Raw genomic sequence first — 17,802 nt, 5'->3', positions numbered from 1 at the left:
AATATCATACTGGAGGTAAGTAAAGTGAAAAAAATCAGGGAAATAAAAGAATATCTTTATCTTGCAGTCATCGTAGTATTGTCTGCTGCATTTAATTTTGCAAATTTAGGAATAGAGGGAACATCTAATCAATATTACGCAGCAGGTGTAAAGAGCATGACCATGAGCTTGAAGAACTTCTTTTTTGTATCTATGGATCCAGCGGGGTTTGTTACTATCGATAAGCCACCTTTTGGTTTTTGGATGCAGGCCATATCTGCTAAAATATTTGGTTTTAGTTGGTGGAGCATACTGCTTCCACAGGCTTTGTCAGGAGTTCTTTCTACTGTAGTAATATATATAATAGTAAAAAAATCCTTTGGCAGTGCTGCTGGATTAATTTCAACTTTATGTCTTGCGATTACACCAGTGTTTGTAGCAGTAAGCAGAAATAACACTATTGACAATCAGCTCGTATTGGTTTTACTTCTTTCTTGCTGGGCACTATCTACTGCAGCGAGGAAAGGTAAATTTAAATATCTTGTGATAAGCATGATACTTATAGGAATTGGTTTTAATATAAAAGCGCTTCAGGCATATATGATTCTACCTGCTGTATATGTTATGTACTTGCTTGCCGGCACAATATCAGTGAAAAAAAGAATTGCACATTTAGCTTTAGGTACGGCAATTTTGCTTGCAGTATCTTTTTCCTGGGCTCTTATTGTGGATTCTATACCTGCAAGCAGTCGTCCTTATGTTGGAAGCAGCAGTAATAATACAGAAATGGGTCTTATTATTGGTCATAATGGCTCAGAAAGGCTTAGCCTTGGAAGTTTATTTGGAAACAGCAATAATCAGCAGGGGCAAGGAGGACCTGGAGGTTTTAGTCAGGGAGGTCCAGGACAAGGAGGTCCCGGAAATCCAGGACAGGGAGGTCAAGGTGCACCGGGAGGCTTTGATAAGGATGGACAGGTGCGCGGAGACAGGGGGCAAGATGGAGGAAAAGGTCAAGGTGCGCCAGGCATGGGTGGAGGTCCGGGAAGCAGCAGCGGACTAGCAGGTACCTTTGGAAATCAAACTCAGGCAGGTATTACACGTTTATTCTCCAAAAATATACTCTCAGATCAAATCGTTTGGTTTATACCGCTGGCTTTTATTGGATTTATAGCAGCGGCTGTAAAAGAAAAATTGAGAATCAAATTGGATAATGATAAAAAACAGGCACTGGTTTTATGGTTTATGTGGCTGTTCCCTGAATTTATATATTTCAGCTTTAATACAGGATTATTCCATCCACATTATTTAACAATGATGGCTCCTCCAGCAGCAGCTTTATCAGGAATTGGAATTGTGACTATGTGGGAAATGTACAAAGAGGGAGGCTGGAAAGCTTGGTTCCTGCCAGCAGCTTTACTTATTAATGGCTTAGTACAGCTGATAATGCTTTCTTATTTCGTAAGCTCCTCACAGATAGTTAAGATATTGTTAGTTTTATTAATTGCCTTGTGCTTTGTACCTGCACTAATAATGATTGGTGCTAAGCTGTTGAAAAAAGACTTAACTAAAATAAATAAGCTGCTTGTGTCCTTAGGCGTAGCAGGAATTCTTGTATCACCTTTAGCAGGCTCCGGTGCTGCAATGTTTTATCCCGTAGATTCATCAAACCCTTCAGCAGGTATAGAGCTTCTGTCGTCACAGCTATTCTCAAACCAAGATTCAACTGGAGATATGATGAGAAATAACGACCGTGGGTTTGGCTTTGATAATATAAACACTGAGGATTTAGTTAATTTTTTAAACAATCACAAAGTGAATGGAAAAGCTCAAATTGTGGTAAGTTCATCAAATACTGCAGAAAACCTTACAATTAATACTGATTTATATGTTGCTTCCCTGAGCGGATTTATGGGAAATGAAACTGTTATGAGTCTGGATCAATTTAAAGCTCTTGTAAAAAACGGAGAAATACGATATGTTTTAGAAGGTGATAACGGCAGGGGAAATTCTAACAGTGAAATTATGTCCTGGGTTCAGCAAAACGGAAAGCTGATTTCATATAGTAATGATTCATCCGATAGCTCAAGCCAGAATAGCTCAGAACAATTATATGATTTAGCGGGTAGTGTTAACAATTAAGCGGGATACTTAATGTATCCTGCTTTTTTATTTTAGGTTACATAATCATTAAAAATAGTAAATTGATAAAATTTATCAACTTATCTTTGCAATTTATAAGATATCCAAATTATAAAAGAATTAGAAGACAGCAAAAAAGTAAGGGTTTAAGCCATTTGATGATAAATATAGCTCATGGTTTAATTTTTTTTGCTATATCAATATATTTGGCATGTTTATTGCTTTATATATAAATGAAAATAAATTTATAATTTGTAGGGGGTAACCACAATGATATCAAAACAAATAATAGTGGAAAATAAAACAGGAATACATGCAAGACCAGCTGCAGTGTTTGTAAAGACAGCAGCAAGCTTTAAGTCCAATATAACAGTTTCAAAGGACGGAAGAACAGGAAATGCAAAATCAATGATAAATATATTATCGTTAGGCTTAACAAAGGGCTGCAGCATAACAATTTCTGCTGAGGGTGTAGATGAAGAAACAGCTGTAGATACACTTATAAAATTAGTTGAGTCAAAGTTTGGAGAAGAATAGTATATATAATGCAATAAAGTTCTTACATTGATATTGTCACAAAATATCCATTCTTCAAGGATTTATGGGACAACATCAATGTATTAGAATTTTTGCATTGTATATAGTAAAAATTATCAACTTTTTATTTTTCTTGATAAAAAATATCAAGCTGAAGAAAATGGAGGTAAAGCCTTTGAGAATAGTATTACTAGGTGCACCGGGATCCGGAAAAGGCACCCAAGCTAAATTGATTTGTGATTATCTTAAAATTCCTCATATATCAACTGGTGATTTATTTCGTGCGCAGATAAGAGATAACACTCCTTTAGGAATTAAAGCTAACGAGTATATTCAAAAAGGTGATTTAGTACCGGATGAGCTCACAATTTCAGTAGTTAAGGAAAGTTTTAATAAAGAAGAAAATAAAGGTGGATTTTTGTTGGATGGGTTTCCTAGAAACTTGCATCAAGCAAAAACGCTTCAATTAATATTAGCAGAGAATAAACAATACCTTGATAAGGCTTATTTAATCAATGTTTCAAAAGACACCGTTTTAGAAAGAATAGCAGGCAGAAGATTTTGCAGCAATTGCGGAGCCAGCTATCATGTAAGCTTTAATCCTTCAAAACTAAAGGATAAGTGTGAGGCTTGTGGAGGAACTTTAATTCATAGAAATGATGATGAGGAACATATAGTTTTAGACAGGCTGACGGTTTACAATAAATCTATACAGCCGGTATTGAATTATTATAAAGAGCTTGGGATTCTAGAGACTATAGAGGGAAATGCTGATGCTAACGATATTTTTTATGATATATGCAGTTCCTTAAAGGCTGTATAGATAAGTTCATCCCGCTCTATAGCTGATGCAATATTACTTAAAAGAGTAATAGAATAAAGAATTCATTAATAAAATAATATGATATTTAATAAAGCTGGGGGTAGCAAAATTTGAGCCAATTATCAAAATGTCCTTTGTGGGATGATAAGCAGTCATCAGCCTGGAGTATGGTTCATGAAGCTGTTAGAAGCATTAGAGAGGGAGAGCGCAAGAAGATAAATGCTATGTGGCTTGAGGCCACAGGCTGCTCAGGCAATATTATTTCTCTTCTGGATGCGACGGACCCTGATGTATTATTTTTTCTCAGGGAAATGGTGAATCTAACCTACAACAACAGCATAATGGCAAAAGAAGGAGAAATGGCCTTTGAGGAGTTCATAAAAACCCTGGAAACAGAGTTCATATTATTAGTTGATGGAGCTGTAGCATTAAAAAATAATGGGAACTACAATATTGTTGCTAAATACAGAGGAAAGGAAATAACTGCTCTGGAGGCGGTTAAAATGGCAGGAGAAAAGGCTAAGTATGTTTTGGCTGTGGGAACCTGCGCCTCCAGCGGCGGAATTTCAGCTGCAAGACCTAACCCCTCAGAAAGTGTGAGTTTAAAAACTGCAGTAAAAAGGGATGTAATTAACCTTCCCGGATGTCCTTGTAACCCAGCCTGGGTTATGGGAACTGTTGCTCATATCATTACAAAAGGAAAACCTGAGGTCGATAATATGAACAGACCTCTTCTATTCTACGGAGTAACTATTCACGATCGCTGCCAAAGAAGATCCTTCTTCGATAATGGAATTTTTGCAAAAAAGCTTGGAGATGAGTCTTGCATGTTTAAGCTAGGCTGCAGAGGACCAATTACCAGAACCGACTGCCCTACGAGGAAGTGGAATGGCAGGGTTAACTGGCCTATCGGAGACAATACGCCGTGCATCGGATGTGCTAATTTTGCATTTCCTGATGGCATGGAACCCTTTGTAAGATATTAAAGAGCAATAGAGAGTAAAGGTGAGTTTATGAGTAGAACAATAACAATAAATCCAATCACACGTATAAGCGGCTTTATGGAGATAGAGGTAAAGGTCGAAAATAGCAAAGTAATAGATGCTAAAAGCAGCGGTCTGTTATTTAGAGGCTTTGAGAAAATGCTTTTAGGCAGATCTCCCTTTGATGCAATTTATTTTACTGAAAGAATATGCGGAATTTGTTCCACAGCACATTCGGTTGTATCGACTCTTGCACTTGAAGATGCGATTGGAGTGCAGCCTAATGAAAATGACAAAATGCTGAGAGATATTATTCATGGATGGGAGTTTATTCAAAATCATATAAGACACTTTTATCTGTATACGTTGCCGGATTTTGTACTCACTCCTGAGGTTCAGCCTGTATCTTCTGCAGGGTTATATGACTTAAGGCTCCCGGAAGCCTTGAACAAGAAAATATCAGAGGATTACCTGGAGGCTGTAAAATTCAGCAGGCTTGCCCATCAAGGACTGGCAGTGCTTGGAGGAAAGGCACCTCACAATCATGGGGTCTTTGTAGGCGGAGTAACGGAAGGCTTGGATGCTTCCAAGCTTGTTCATCTAAAGTATTTAGTTTCTGAAACAAAGGCCTTTATCAATAACAGGATGCTGGAAGATGTGAATATCATAGCTGATTACTATAAGGACTATTTTAAGATGGGCATAGGTTATGGAAATCTGATGAGCTACGGAGTATTCGACACCTATAAAGAAAAAGAAATAAGCTATGTAAATCCCGCAGTTTTGATAAACGGGCAGTTAGGTCCCTTTGAGCAGATAAAAATGACTGAAAATATATATAACTCATGGTACAAAGGTGAAACAGTTCAGGATAATCTGTTTGGAGGTTTTACAGAAGATGATATGGATAAGGCTCAGGCGTATAGCTTTGTAAAAGCGCCTCGCTATCAAGGTCATCCTATGGAAGTAGGGCCTCTTGCCAGAATGATATTAAGCGGCAATTATGAAAATAAGATATCAATGATGGACAGAACTATTGCAAGGGTTTTGGAAACTAAAAAGGTAATAGAAATAATTGAAGGCCTTCTTGAAAGAGTCAGCTTTGAACCAGTAGGACAAAGACAGTATGACATACCTGACAGCTCAAGAGGCAGCGGACTTAAAGATACTACAAGAGGCTCTTTAGGGCATTGGGTGTCTATTGAAAATAATGCAATAAATCATTACAACATAATAACGCCTAGTGCATGGAACTGCTCGCCAACGGATTCAAAAGGAGTAAGAGGAGTAATAGAACAAGCACTTATTGGCACAGAGCTTCAAAACCCTGAGCAACCTGTTGAAATAGGCAGAATTGTAAGATCCTACGACCCATGTATATCCTGCGCAACACATGTTGTCAGTGATAGATTTAAACCGGTGGAAATGATAATATGTCCGTAAAAATAATTGCAATAGGAAACAGACTCATGGGTGATGATGGATTGGCTATTCAAATCCTTGAAAAGCTAAGTGAAAAATTTGAGAAAAACTGTATGAAGGTAATCATCGGAGAGACAGACTTTGAATATTGTCTTGGCATAATTGAAGAAAAAGATTATATAATCATTGTTGATGCAACCTGGTTTGGCATTGGGCCGGGGACAGTAACAGTTAATAGTTTAAAGGATGTTTATAGATTGAATGTTAATCAAAGTCTATTTTCTCAACATGGATATAGCCTTATAAAAGCTCTTGAATTCTCCTATAGATTTATTGACGGCATAATAGTAGGGATAGAGGGTAAAAACTTTGATTATTCTTTTTCTCTAAGCAATGACATTGAAGTTTCCTTTGATAATATATGTAATAAAGTTTATGAAACAATATGCAGCAAGGTAGGAATATAAATAGGTATGGAAGCAGGGTACTGTGATGTATCCTGCATTTTTTATTTTAATATGTTAAAATAATCTTATCATGTTATTTTATGGGGGTATTTAATACATGAGAGTTGCAGTAGTTAATTTTAATTCCAAGGAAAATATTGATGATAATATCATTTTAATGAAAAAATATATATATGATGCCATCAATAATAAAGTTTATTTTATTATATTTCCTGAATTGTGTTTAACAGGTTATCAATATTATATGGATAATATAACGCTTTTAAGTAAAGAGAAATTAGATAATGTTATTGGTTTGTTTTTAGAGTTCTCAAATAAAAATAATATTTATATTTGTTTTGGGGCTCCTTCTTTTAATGAAGACAAAATATTTAATTCAGCTATAGTAATTTGCCCTGATAAAACAGTTAAGAAATATAATAAGATTCACTTATACGGCGACGAGCATAAGATATTTTCAAAAGGTACTAAGCCACTGATTCTTGAAACAGAATTCGGGAAAATAGGCTTTGGAATTTGCTATGATACCATAAGTTTCCCAGAGCTAATCAGATATTATGCTTACAAGGGTGTAAATTTATATATTAATCTTTCAGCTATTTATTTATCAGACCTAAAAAGCTCCAAAGATTATATAAAGAGAGTAATAGAATATCATGTACAAAGCAATGGCATATATTTAGCAAGTTCAAATGCTTGCGGTATACAAAGTAATGAAAAATTTTTAGGCTGCAGCTGCGTTGTTGGTCCAGATGCAGAAAATGAGATTCCCATTCATTACTACTGTAATTCTAAGTTATCAATTAAACCAAATATGTTTATAGCTGATATAGAATTAGATGAGAATTTAAGGCTTATTTATGATGGAAATAGATTTAATCAAATTCCCGATTATGATATAGAATTGTATAAATATTGGTATAATTAATATGGAATTTAGATTGAAGGTTTATTTTTAAAAAAATATTAATGAACATATTATTAAAGAGCGTGGGCAGATTTAATAAATCAAATCTGTCCACACTCTTTTGTTATATAAATTCTTAAGAAGTTATATTCTTATCTTCCTGAATAAAAAATATATTGTGCAGTCTTATAATATAAGTCATAATTGTATTATATTAGAAATTCTATCCGTGGGGTGGAGAGGATATGTTTGTAGAGAATAATGTGAATTTAAAAAATAAATTGAAAGATAAAGTTATTCTATTAACCGGAGCAGGTGGCGGGATTGGTTTTGAAACTGCGAAGGCGCTCGTTTATATGGGGGCAAAGGTTATTGCTGCTGAAATAGATAAAAGAAAAATATCTTGTGCACAAAGTACACTTGATAGTATGTTTGGTAAAAACTCTATAGAATTTTATGAAATTGATTTAGCAGATGAGAACCAAATATATGAGTTTGTTTCTTATGTGAAAGATAAATACGGAAGCATAAATATTTTATTTAACAATGCCACTATAACTGCCATGGGAGCAGTAGAAGAAGTTCCTATTAATGTATGGGACAAGAGCTATGCAGTTAATTTCAGAGCTCCGCTACTATTAACGCAATTGGTTCTTCCTCTGATGAAACAAAAAAATGCTGGAACAATTGTATTTGTTTCATCATCTGGAGCAGCACCTTTCATGGGAGCTTATGAAGTATTTAAATCAGCTCAAGTGGAACTGTCTAATACAATACGTGGAGAATTGGAAAGTACAAACATAAAAGTATACACTATTGGTCCAGGCCTTGTTAAAACAGAAACGGCGATGAAGGGAATAGAGACAGTATCAGCTCATATGGGAATTACAACTGAAGAATTTTATACAATGAATGAGCATCATATACTTGGAGTTGAAGAAGCGGGCACTGGATTTGCTTTATCAATTTTAATGGCTGATAAATACGACGGTCAGGAAATCGGTTCTGTACAGGTTTTATCTGATTTTGGCTTATTATCAAAACCAGATAATAAAGGAAATGATAAGAGTTATGACTATGAAGACATTATTTCAATTGTTTTAAATGTGGTTAAAGTTTATAAAGAACAATATAATGGATGGATGAAAAGAAATATTTTCGAACGTCAGTGGGTATTGCGTGATTTTAAGAAAACAGCAGGTCATTCTGCTGATCAGTTTCTTGAAATTATGCAAAATATCGAGCAAATGGTTATCAATAAGCAAACTCAAGAAATAAGCATATATTCACCGGAGTTTCAAAAATTGATGGGATATTATAAGAGACAGTATGTTTTGCTGCAGGGATATGAAAAAGATCCTCAAAAACTCAAGGAATATTCTGCAGCACTTTTACAGTATATTGAGGATTTAAAGACTATTTGTGATAATTTATAAGTATGTATTTTAATTATAATAAACAGAATGTTAAGGCAAACAAAACAGCTTCCAGTCTGTAATCAAGTAAAAGGGGTGTTATCTTGAAACTAGTATTTATAATCGGAAATGCTGCTGTTGGTAAAATGACTGTAGGGCAGGAGCTTACTAAAATTACTGATTTACGGTTATTTCATAATCATATGACTATTGAACCAATATTAGATATATTTGGGTACTTTAACGGAAAAGCAATAACTCGTATGAGAGAAATTATTTTTGAAGAATTCGCTGAATCTAATAATTATGGATTGATTTTTACATATATGTGGGCCTTTGATCAGCAGTCAGACTGGGACTATGTTGAACATGTAGGTGATATTTTCAGAAAGCATAATGCAGATATATATTATGTTGAGCTAGTTGCATCTAAAGAAATAAGATTGCAAAGGAATGCTACAGAAAATCGGTTGAAAAATAAAGCTTCAAAGCGAGATATTGAAATATCAAATCAAAGAATTATGAATGATGATGATAAATATCGTTGTGTAAGCAATGAGGGTGAAATTCCTTTTGAAAATTATATAAAAATTGATAATTCCAATCTTTCTGCTGAAGCTGTTGCACAGATGATAAAGGAGAGGTTTGGCTTATAAAGAACTATAAATATAATTTTACACTATTATTTAGCAACTTATTTGTATAGAAAATTATAATGGGGTGTTAAAATGCTTAAAACGGACAGAAGTGTATTAAGAGGTTTCGAAGAAAAGGATCTAGACTCTTTCATGACTTATAGAAACAATGAGGAATGGATGAAGTATCAAGGCTTTAAGAATTTAACAAAAGATGAATATAGAAGAGCATTATTAGTTCCTTTAGATATAGAAAGAGGAATGCAAGTTGCTGTTGCAAATAAAGTTACAGATGAGCTTTTAGGGGATTTATATGTAGCAAAAAAAGATAAAACTATTACAATTGGATATTCTATCAATCCAATTTATGCTCGTAAAGGTTATATAAGCGAAGTTTTGAAGGCTTTATTGCCGAAACTTGAAGAATGCTATCATGGCTGCGAAATAGTAGCAATGACTGAAAAAGAAAATACCGCTTCTAAAAATTTGCTGCTTAAATTAGGTTTTGTATATGATGGATGGATAGAAAAGTGGCAGTCAGAAGTTTACGTTTATTCAAAATTATAAAAGTCTAGGATTATGGGTATAGCGTATAGTGAGTTTAGTTATAAGGGGTATTAATATGGGAAAGTACGAAAAACTTTTTTATAAAAGAAATTTACTTGTATGTTTGGTAGTGAGTATAGTGTTGGTCCTTATTATGAGTGCAGCGCATTATTTTAATAATAAATTGAAACCTACAAGTACGCCAGCAGTATCACATGAAAATAATATAAAGCCAAATAAGCTTGATATAATCAAAGATATTGAGTATATAGCTTTGTTACAGGAAGGTGATATAAAAGGAGTTTACTTAGACAGGATTATATTTTCTAATAAGGATAGAGAATTGACAGATAAAATAAAGAATTCAATCTTATCTGGTACAGTAATTGAGAACACAGATGCAGTGCAAGAAAGTTCTAATCCATTGATTATAGGAATTAAACAAAAGGATGGAAATTACTTAGAAGGTGAATATAAAGATGGAAGAATCAATTTTTATAAACCTTTTAAAACAACTGTAAAAACTAGTAGTAGCTTTGAAGATATTATACAAGAATTTAAAGCCAGAAAACTAAGTACTGAGCCTCAGGAAATAAATTATTTAGGCCAAGTACGAAATAATAAGATAGTGGTTGAAAGAAGTAAAGCATTTTCATATGGAAATGACTCAGTATTTGAGAAGTTTAAGGGCTCAGATAAAAAGCCCGCTGAATATGAACAGGAATTGATAGATAAAGCAGTAGAACTTGGAATGGACGAGAAAAAACTCAGTAATGCGCTAAAAAAGGCAAAACAATACAAGAACAATATTAAAACGCAATACCCAGTAATAATAAATACAGGTGTATATCGAGATAAACCTTGTTTTATTCTTACATTTACATGGGAAACAGCCAACATTGGCATAAATCCAAACAAAGTTCAAAATCTTGGACACATTTTTACTGTTATATTGGATGAAGAGGGAAATGAAATTTGTTACTCAACCTGTGGATAGTTTTATGTGTAAGAATACGGATATTGAAACTATGTTTATCCAAATAGCATAACTTTCACATAATCATTTGATATTTATCCTATAATCACTAACTATAATTAGAAAGTAATAATAGGTGAGTAAAGTTGCGTAATATCATCGTAAAAATTAAGTGATGTAGTGAAGGGGTGTATTCTTAATGAACATCAGAGAAATACCAGACAGGATAAAATGGAGCATGTTTCAGGAGAAGTTAGTAATGTTCCGCTGCCTTACTCTTTTAGCATTTATATTTGCTTTCATCATAGAAAAATATATCAATTTCGAGGGAAGGCCTTCTGCATTATTTGGTTTGGTTATGATAATTTCCGGTATGTCGCTTTTTAATGTGATTTCTCAGGCTGGCATAAGCTTTGTTGTATCATCGGCAATAATCTATCTTTCGCCAATTGGACTATCAAAATTTATGTTTCATGGAGTCTCACACTTTATTTTAAATTTTGCAACAATATGGTTTAGCCATTTTGCAATAGGAGTTACTATATCATATCTTATTAAAATACATATGAACGAGCATAAAATACTATGAATTTTGTAAAGACTCTAGCAAAGACTCTTGAATCCAAAGACAGCTATACTGCATCACATTCATTAAATGTTGTGAGATACTCCAAGATAATTGCAGAGAGATTACATTATTCAAAAAAAGATTGTGATACTATATTTATTGGTGCCCTTCTTCATGATATAGGTAAGATAGGTATAAAAGACAGTATATTAAATAAACCTGCAAGGCTTACTGCAGAAGAGTATACATCCATAAAACAGCACCCTGTTATAGGTTATGATATGTTAAAGCTTATAGAAAGCTTTGAGCAAAACAAAACACTGGAGATGGTCTTATTCCATCATGAAAGGTATGACGGCAAGGGTTACCCTTACGGTTTAAAAGGAAATGAGATTCCGGAAGCAGCAGCCATTATCAGTTGCAGATGCCTTTGACGCTATGAATTCCAGGCGTATTTATCGGGAGGGTTACGAAATAAATTGCTCTATAAATGAGCTTTTGAGAAATTCAGGTACGCAATTTAATCCTCATATTGTAAATGCGTTTGTTGATTATTTAAAAGATGGAAGTGCAGATATATTGCATAAGGATATAAATATCAAGGTTGTATAGTTATGGTTAAGGTACTCGATAATTAACTGATGCCGATTTTCGCTTTTTAATAAAACACATATTTTTCACATAATTTATCTAAAATCCTCACTAAATCTTGTGTTACAATATAATAAATCCTAAAGTTGAGGTGATTAAATTGGCTAAAAAGATTTATCTAGTTGAAGATGAAAAAAGTCTTAATATATTGCTTGAAAAATATTTGCAAAGAGAAGGGTATGAAGTAACTACATTTTCAGATGGCTTAACTGCACTTGAAAAAGTAAAGGATATGCCTGACCTTTGGATACTTGATATTATGCTTCCTGGAGTTGATGGCTATGAGCTGATTAAAGCTGTCAAAGCTAATAATAAAAATACACCTGTTATATTTATGTCTGCAAGAAATGAGGAATTGGACAGGGTAGTCGGACTAGAACTTGGAAGTGACGATTATTTATCTAAACCATTTCTACCTAGAGAGCTTGTTATAAGAACTAATAAGCTTATGGAAAGAGTTTATGGAGATAATCAGGCTGAAATGGCAGATTCAGTGTTAAATATATCTGGATACAAAATAAGCAAAAATCAAAGAACAGTTTTCTTAAACGATGATGAGATACAACTTACCAATAAGGAATTTGAGCTTTTAAGCTATTTTGTTGAAAATAAAAATAATCTTATTTCTAGAGAGCAGATTTTAGTAAATGTATGGGGAGATGACTACTTTGGTTCAGATAGAGTAGTTGACGATACAATAAGAAGACTTAGAAAAAAGATGGATAAAATGGCTTTAGAAACTGTTTATGGATATGGTTATAAATTGGTGAATAAATGATGAGAAAATTCAAGAATAAGCTTAAATTTAAGTCTTTAACCATGAGGATATGGACCACTTTTACAGTTATTATATTAATAATTATTTTTTGTATTTCGCTATTATACTTATTTGCCTTTAGAAAAATAAATGAAAGCGCTAGAATTCAAGATTTGAAGGGGGTTCATGGTTTTCTGCTAAACGGTAATAACTTTAGTGCTGCAGATGCCAACAGGTTTGACGAGTTTAAAAATCTTAAAGGAAGTAATAACTTTATATTAAATGTAAATGATAGTAAAACACAAATAGAAGATTTAAATAAGAGAGATCATGTACCGCCGCAGGGTAAGGATATGACGGGACCCCGACCACAGGATTTTATTAATGATAACGAAGTTAAAATGTGGATGGCAGGTTTTGTACAAAATAGCAATATGTACGAAAAGGAATTTAATCAAACTTATAAGAATGTTAGATTTTTATTTATAATAAGCTCTGTAAATAACAGTAAATCAGGAAAGTCATATTTGATAACCTATATGCCAAATAGAGAAGATAACAATTTACTTTATATGTTTATAATAGTGGGAGTTGTTTTTATCGCTATAGGCTTTGTAGCATCAAAGATTGTGGCTCAGTTTATTGCAAAACCGCTTAAAGAGCTTGAAGCATTCACTGAGAAAATTGCACGAAAGGACTGGAAGGATCCTATAATTATAAGAAATGAAGACGAAATAGGAAGTCTTGCAGCCTCTATGAATAAAATGCAGAAAGAATTAAAAAAGGCAGACGAAGAGGAAAAGACATTTTTGCAAAGTATTTCGCACGATTTAAAAACTCCGGTTATGGTTATAATGAGCCATGCAGATGCAATAATTGATGGGGTTTATATCGACTCTGTTGAAAACACAGCTGAAATAATAAGAGACGAAGCTATTGGTCTTGAGAAAAAAATAAAGCAGATACTATATTTGAATACTCTTGACTATGTCCTTGAAAATAACAGCGAGGATACTGAAATTAACTTTAAGGAGCTTCTTCTTCACATAACAAGCAGATTTGAGGTTGTAAACAGTAAAATAGAGTGGAATCTAGACTTACAGGATATTATGGTTAATGGAAACTTAGATAAGGACAAGGTTGCTATTGAAAATATATTGGAAAATGGACTTAGATATGCAAAAGAAGAAATATCAATAAGTTTAGACAGACAGGAGAACTTTGCAGTGCTCGAAATATACAATGACGGCCCTAATATAGACTCAAAGCATATAGATCATATTTTTGACAACCTTTATAAGGATAAAACAGGCAACTTCGGTCTTGGTCTTGCTATTACAAAGAAAATCATAGATTTTTACGGTGGAGAGATAAAAGCTGTCAACAGAGAAAATGGAGTAAGCTTTATAATTAAATATCCTGTTTTAAAGGAAGATAGCCAGCAGTAATGCTGGTTATTTTTTTATCACACAAAGTTCACATATTTATTTGATACTCATGCAACAATTGGTAGATATAATCCTTATATAGATGAGAGAAGGATAGTGGAGGCATGACAATTAATAATTGTCATGGACCTATAAGGAATACAGGAGGGTTAATAATGAAAAGTAAATTGATTAAAGCTATTGTTACAGGAGTGATTGTTATTGCAGTTGGTTTTGGAGGTTATTATGGCTACAAGACTTATTTTATTGCAAAACCTGCAACAGCAACGGTACAGAATATACAGGTTACAGCTAAAAAGATGAATCTTCAGGTTACAGTTCAAGGAACTGGGTCTGCTTATGCAGCAAATACAAAGGATGTAATGCCAAATAATAATGGAACAATATCAGGATTGTCTGTTAAGGTTGGAGACACAGTAACTGCAGGACAAAAACTGTTTACTGCTGACAGTGATCAGCTGAAAAATGCAGTAACAACTGCAAAGAATAACGTAACTAAACAAAGTCTTACTTTAGCAAGTGATGAGAGTGCAGAGAAAATAGATGATAATAAAATAGCTATGGACAAGTTATCTGTAAGTGATGCTAAAACTCAATTAAGCGATGCTAATAAAGCAGTCAGCAATATGACAGTTACAGCACCTATAGGCGGAGTTATTACTGCGGTAAATAACACTAACGGAGACAGTGCTCAATCAGCAAAGGCAGTGTTAACCATAGTAGACATGACTTCAATAAAAGTAAAGGTGTCTGTAGATGAACTTAATATTAATAATGTTAAAATAGGTCAAAAATCCGAAATAAAGTTTGATGCCATAAAAGGTAAAACATACGAAGGAGCAGTCGAAACTATAGCACAAACAGGAACTACTTCAAATAATGTAACAACTTATGATGTAGTAGTAGCTGTTAAAGACCCGGCAGGAATAAAGCTTGGTATGAATGCAAATGTAACTATTTCAATTGACAGCAAGGTAAATGCATTGGCAGTACCAGTAGAGTCTGTAACAGAGAGTAATGGCAAAAAGTATGTTAGAGTAGCAGACAGCAGCACTACTTCAGCTCAAAATAGTAATAATCAGCAAGCAAGCTCAACGAAGAGCAGTTCTAATGCCGGAAAGCAGGTCGAAATTAAAACAGGACTTGAGACAGATAACTATATTGAAGTAACAGAAGGACTTACAGAGGGTGAAAAGCTTGTAGTAAAATTACCTTCCACAAGCAGTAGCTCAAACAATAGTAGAAATAATATGGGCGGCTTTGGCGGAGCTGATATGATGGGCGGCGGCAGACCAGAAGGAGGACCCCAGGGAGCACCTTCAGGAGGATCACAGGGAGGAAATCAAGGCGGCGGCAAATAATAATTTGCTAAGCTCTGTTTTATTGGGAGGTTAAAGTCCTAAATGGACTTTAACGAGTAATTTTCGAGCGGAGCGAGAGTTTTAATTACTCAGTGTTCCGACGAAAGGGAGGTTGAAGATCTAAATGAGCTTCAACGGGTAGTTTGCGAGCGGAAGCGAGCAAGTATAAACTGCCCAGTGTTCCGACGAAAGGGAGGTATATATGGAACAAAATTTAAATAAAAAAGCTATGATAGAAATGACTAATATAGAAAAGATATATAAGATGGGAAACAGCAGCTTTAAAGCTTTAGATTCTGTTGACCTGACCATATATAAAGGAGAATACACAGCAATAGTTGGCCCTTCAGGAGCTGGTAAGTCAACGCTTATGAATATTATAGGATGCCTCGATACTCCTACAAATGGTGAGTATATTTTAGACGGTCTCAATACAAAATGCAGCGACAATAAGCTTGCAGAGATAAGAAACAAAAAGATAGGCTTTATATTTCAAAATTATAATTTGCTTGCTAAACTAAGCATATTAGAAAATGTGGAGCTGCCATTAATATATTTAGGATATTCCAATAGAGAAGTAAGGGAAAAGGCAAAGCTTGCACTGCAAAGAGTAGGACTTGAAACTCACTTAAAGCATAAGCCTTCAGAGCTTTCCGGAGGTCAGATGCAGAGGGTTGCTATAGCTAGAGCATTAGTAACTGACCCTCAAATAATCCTTGCAGATGAGCCAACTGGAGCACTGGATAGCAAAACAGGAAAAGAAGTACTCAAAATGCTTACAGATTTAAATAATGAAGGAAACACTATAATAATGATTACTCACGATAAAGAAATAGCCTCATATGCTAAGAGAATGATTACAGTAAGAGATGGAAGGATTACTTCCGATGAACTTAATAAAAAGGAGATGAGAGCATGAAAATCACAAGACTAATAAGAATGGCACTATCCTCCGTTTGGAATAACAAGATGCGCTCATTTCTTACAATGCTTGGTATAATTATAGGTATTTCCTCGGTAATTGTTCTTGTAGGTATGGGACAGGGAACCCAAAAGCAGGTTAGCGACCAAATAGAGAAGCTTGGGACAAACCTTATTACAGTAAATATTACAGGAAACAGAACTCCTACGATAACAGATGAGGAGCTTGCAGATTTAAAAACTAAACCTGGAATAAAAGAAATTGCTCCTGCAATATCTCAAGGAAGTATTAATATTAAAGCTGGAGAAAAAACCAGTACTACAATACTTGAGGCATCTACACCAAACTACGCAGAAATAAGAAAGCTTACAGTAGCTTCAGGAAGATTTATAAATCAAAGAGATGTTGACAGCAGATTAAATGTGCTTGTAATTGGTACTGAAACTGCTCAAAATATTTTCGGTTACACAAATGTAACAGGAAATACAATGTATGTAAATGGTATAGAGTTTACTATAATTGGAGTACTTCAATCATCAGGAACTTCAAGTCAGGGTTCCAGCGATGATAGAATTATAGTTCCGTTATCAACAGCAGAGAGATTATTAAAAACAGCTAGTGCAAAAACATTTTATATAGAAGCAAAGAGTAAAGACAAGGTTGATACTGCAAAGGCATATTTACAGCTCTTTTTAAATAAAAAATACAAAATAAACAGTAATACGAGCAGTACAACTACAAGAAGCTATTATAGAGTAATGGATCAGACAAGCCTTTTAGATACTGCAACTTCTACAAGCAAGAGCATGACAACAATGCTTGCCGGAATAGCTGCTATATCCTTAGTTGTAGGCGGAATAGGAATCATGAATATAATGCTTGTATCTGTAATTGAAAGAACAAGGGAAATAGGAACAAGAAAGGCCATTGGAGCCAAAAGAAGAACAATACTCACTCAATTTCTTATTGAAGCAGCAAGTGTAAGCGGCTTTGGAGGAATACTTGGAGTTTTATTAGGATACTTTAGTGCCTACATTGGACAAAAGTTTTTCAGTACAACAATACTGATTTCTAATAATATTGTAATTGCAGCATTTATATTCTCAGTGCTGGTGGGTATAGTTTTTGGAATTTACCCAGCAAATAAAGCATCAAAACTTAATCCAATAGATGCTTTAAGATTTGAATAGAAATTAAAATGTTACCTAAAGTTTATAAATAAAGTTACGATAGTATATCAGAATAAATTCAAACTGGGGGAAGGCA

General features: G+C 34.1%; 18 protein-coding genes. All 18 read left to right on the top strand.

Translation table 11 applies throughout. From position 1 onward, the window contains the following. Window positions 1-24 precede the first annotated feature (24 nt). Window positions 25-2,118, top strand: a complete 2,094-nt coding sequence (locus JK636_RS09195) for a glycosyltransferase family 39 protein (RefSeq protein WP_202748524.1) — start codon at window positions 25-27, stop codon at window positions 2,116-2,118. Between the two features lie 270 nt (window positions 2,119-2,388). Next, window positions 2,389-2,655, top strand: coding sequence for an HPr family phosphocarrier protein (locus JK636_RS09190; RefSeq protein ID WP_202748523.1), 267 nt, complete (start codon window positions 2,389-2,391; stop codon window positions 2,653-2,655). Between the two features lie 175 nt (window positions 2,656-2,830). Beyond that, a complete protein-coding gene (locus JK636_RS09185; RefSeq protein WP_202748522.1) occupies window positions 2,831-3,478 on the top strand; it encodes an adenylate kinase in 648 nt (215 codons plus the stop codon). Between the two features lie 167 nt (window positions 3,479-3,645). Further along, window positions 3,646-4,464, top strand: a complete 819-nt coding sequence (locus JK636_RS09180) for a hydrogenase small subunit (RefSeq protein WP_202748802.1) — start codon at window positions 3,646-3,648, stop codon at window positions 4,462-4,464. A gap of 27 nt (window positions 4,465-4,491) precedes the next feature. Next, complete coding sequence (locus tag JK636_RS09175) at window positions 4,492-5,904, top strand: nickel-dependent hydrogenase large subunit (RefSeq protein WP_202748521.1); 1,413 nt, start codon at window positions 4,492-4,494, stop codon at window positions 5,902-5,904. Next, entirely contained in the window at window positions 5,895-6,350 is a 456-nt protein-coding gene (locus tag JK636_RS09170; RefSeq protein WP_202748520.1) for a hydrogenase maturation protease, read from the top strand. Before JK636_RS09175 ends, JK636_RS09170 begins: the two co-directional genes overlap by 10 nt. Before the next feature lie 97 nt (window positions 6,351-6,447). Beyond that, window positions 6,448-7,278 (top strand): carbon-nitrogen hydrolase family protein, encoded by an 831-nt coding sequence (locus tag JK636_RS09165; RefSeq protein WP_202748519.1) that lies wholly within the window; start codon window positions 6,448-6,450, stop codon window positions 7,276-7,278. 224 nt (window positions 7,279-7,502) lie between these two features. Beyond that, window positions 7,503-8,693: an SDR family NAD(P)-dependent oxidoreductase gene (locus JK636_RS09160; protein ID WP_202748518.1), complete on the top strand. Its 1,191-nt coding sequence runs from the start codon at window positions 7,503-7,505 to the stop codon at window positions 8,691-8,693. Window positions 8,694-8,776: 83 nt separating this feature from the next. Then, on the top strand, window positions 8,777-9,328 hold the full coding sequence (locus JK636_RS09155) for a DEAD/DEAH box helicase family protein (protein WP_202748517.1): 552 nt from the start codon (window positions 8,777-8,779) through the stop codon (window positions 9,326-9,328). 72 nt (window positions 9,329-9,400) lie between these two features. Beyond that, entirely contained in the window at window positions 9,401-9,874 is a 474-nt protein-coding gene (locus JK636_RS09150; RefSeq protein ID WP_202748516.1) for a GNAT family N-acetyltransferase, read from the top strand. 55 nt (window positions 9,875-9,929) lie between these two features. Then, window positions 9,930-10,850 carry a hypothetical protein gene (locus JK636_RS09145; protein ID WP_202748515.1) on the top strand — a complete coding sequence of 307 codons (921 nt, stop codon included), beginning with the start codon at window positions 9,930-9,932 and terminating at the stop codon, window positions 10,848-10,850. Between the two features lie 178 nt (window positions 10,851-11,028). Further along, entirely contained in the window at window positions 11,029-11,418 is a 390-nt protein-coding gene (locus JK636_RS09140) for a hypothetical protein (RefSeq protein WP_202748514.1), read from the top strand. Then, window positions 11,415-11,831, top strand: coding sequence for an HD-GYP domain-containing protein (locus tag JK636_RS09135; RefSeq protein ID WP_243428143.1), 417 nt, complete (start codon window positions 11,415-11,417; stop codon window positions 11,829-11,831). Before JK636_RS09140 ends, JK636_RS09135 begins: the two co-directional genes overlap by 4 nt. A 317-nt stretch (window positions 11,832-12,148) precedes the next feature. Beyond that, a complete protein-coding gene (locus JK636_RS09130) occupies window positions 12,149-12,826 on the top strand; it encodes a response regulator transcription factor (protein ID WP_202748513.1) in 678 nt (225 codons plus the stop codon). Continuing rightward, complete coding sequence (locus JK636_RS09125; protein WP_420839265.1) at window positions 12,826-14,253, top strand: sensor histidine kinase; 1,428 nt, start codon at window positions 12,826-12,828, stop codon at window positions 14,251-14,253. The genes JK636_RS09130 and JK636_RS09125 overlap by 1 nt, the downstream gene beginning before the upstream one ends. Before the next feature lie 155 nt (window positions 14,254-14,408). After that, on the top strand, window positions 14,409-15,614 hold the full coding sequence (locus JK636_RS09120; RefSeq protein ID WP_202748511.1) for an efflux RND transporter periplasmic adaptor subunit: 1,206 nt from the start codon (window positions 14,409-14,411) through the stop codon (window positions 15,612-15,614). Between the two features lie 202 nt (window positions 15,615-15,816). Further along, window positions 15,817-16,533 (top strand): ABC transporter ATP-binding protein, encoded by a 717-nt coding sequence (locus JK636_RS09115; protein WP_274601594.1) that lies wholly within the window; start codon window positions 15,817-15,819, stop codon window positions 16,531-16,533. Then, window positions 16,530-17,726, top strand: coding sequence for an ABC transporter permease (locus tag JK636_RS09110; protein WP_202748510.1), 1,197 nt, complete (start codon window positions 16,530-16,532; stop codon window positions 17,724-17,726). The genes JK636_RS09115 and JK636_RS09110 overlap by 4 nt, the downstream gene beginning before the upstream one ends. Window positions 17,727-17,802: the final 76 nt, after the last annotated feature.

Source organism: Clostridium rhizosphaerae (assembly GCF_016765585.1).
Classification (GTDB): Bacteria; Bacillota; Clostridia; order Clostridiales; family Clostridiaceae; genus Clostridium_AT; species Clostridium_AT rhizosphaerae.
This window is presented reverse-complemented; position numbering and strand designations above follow the sequence as displayed.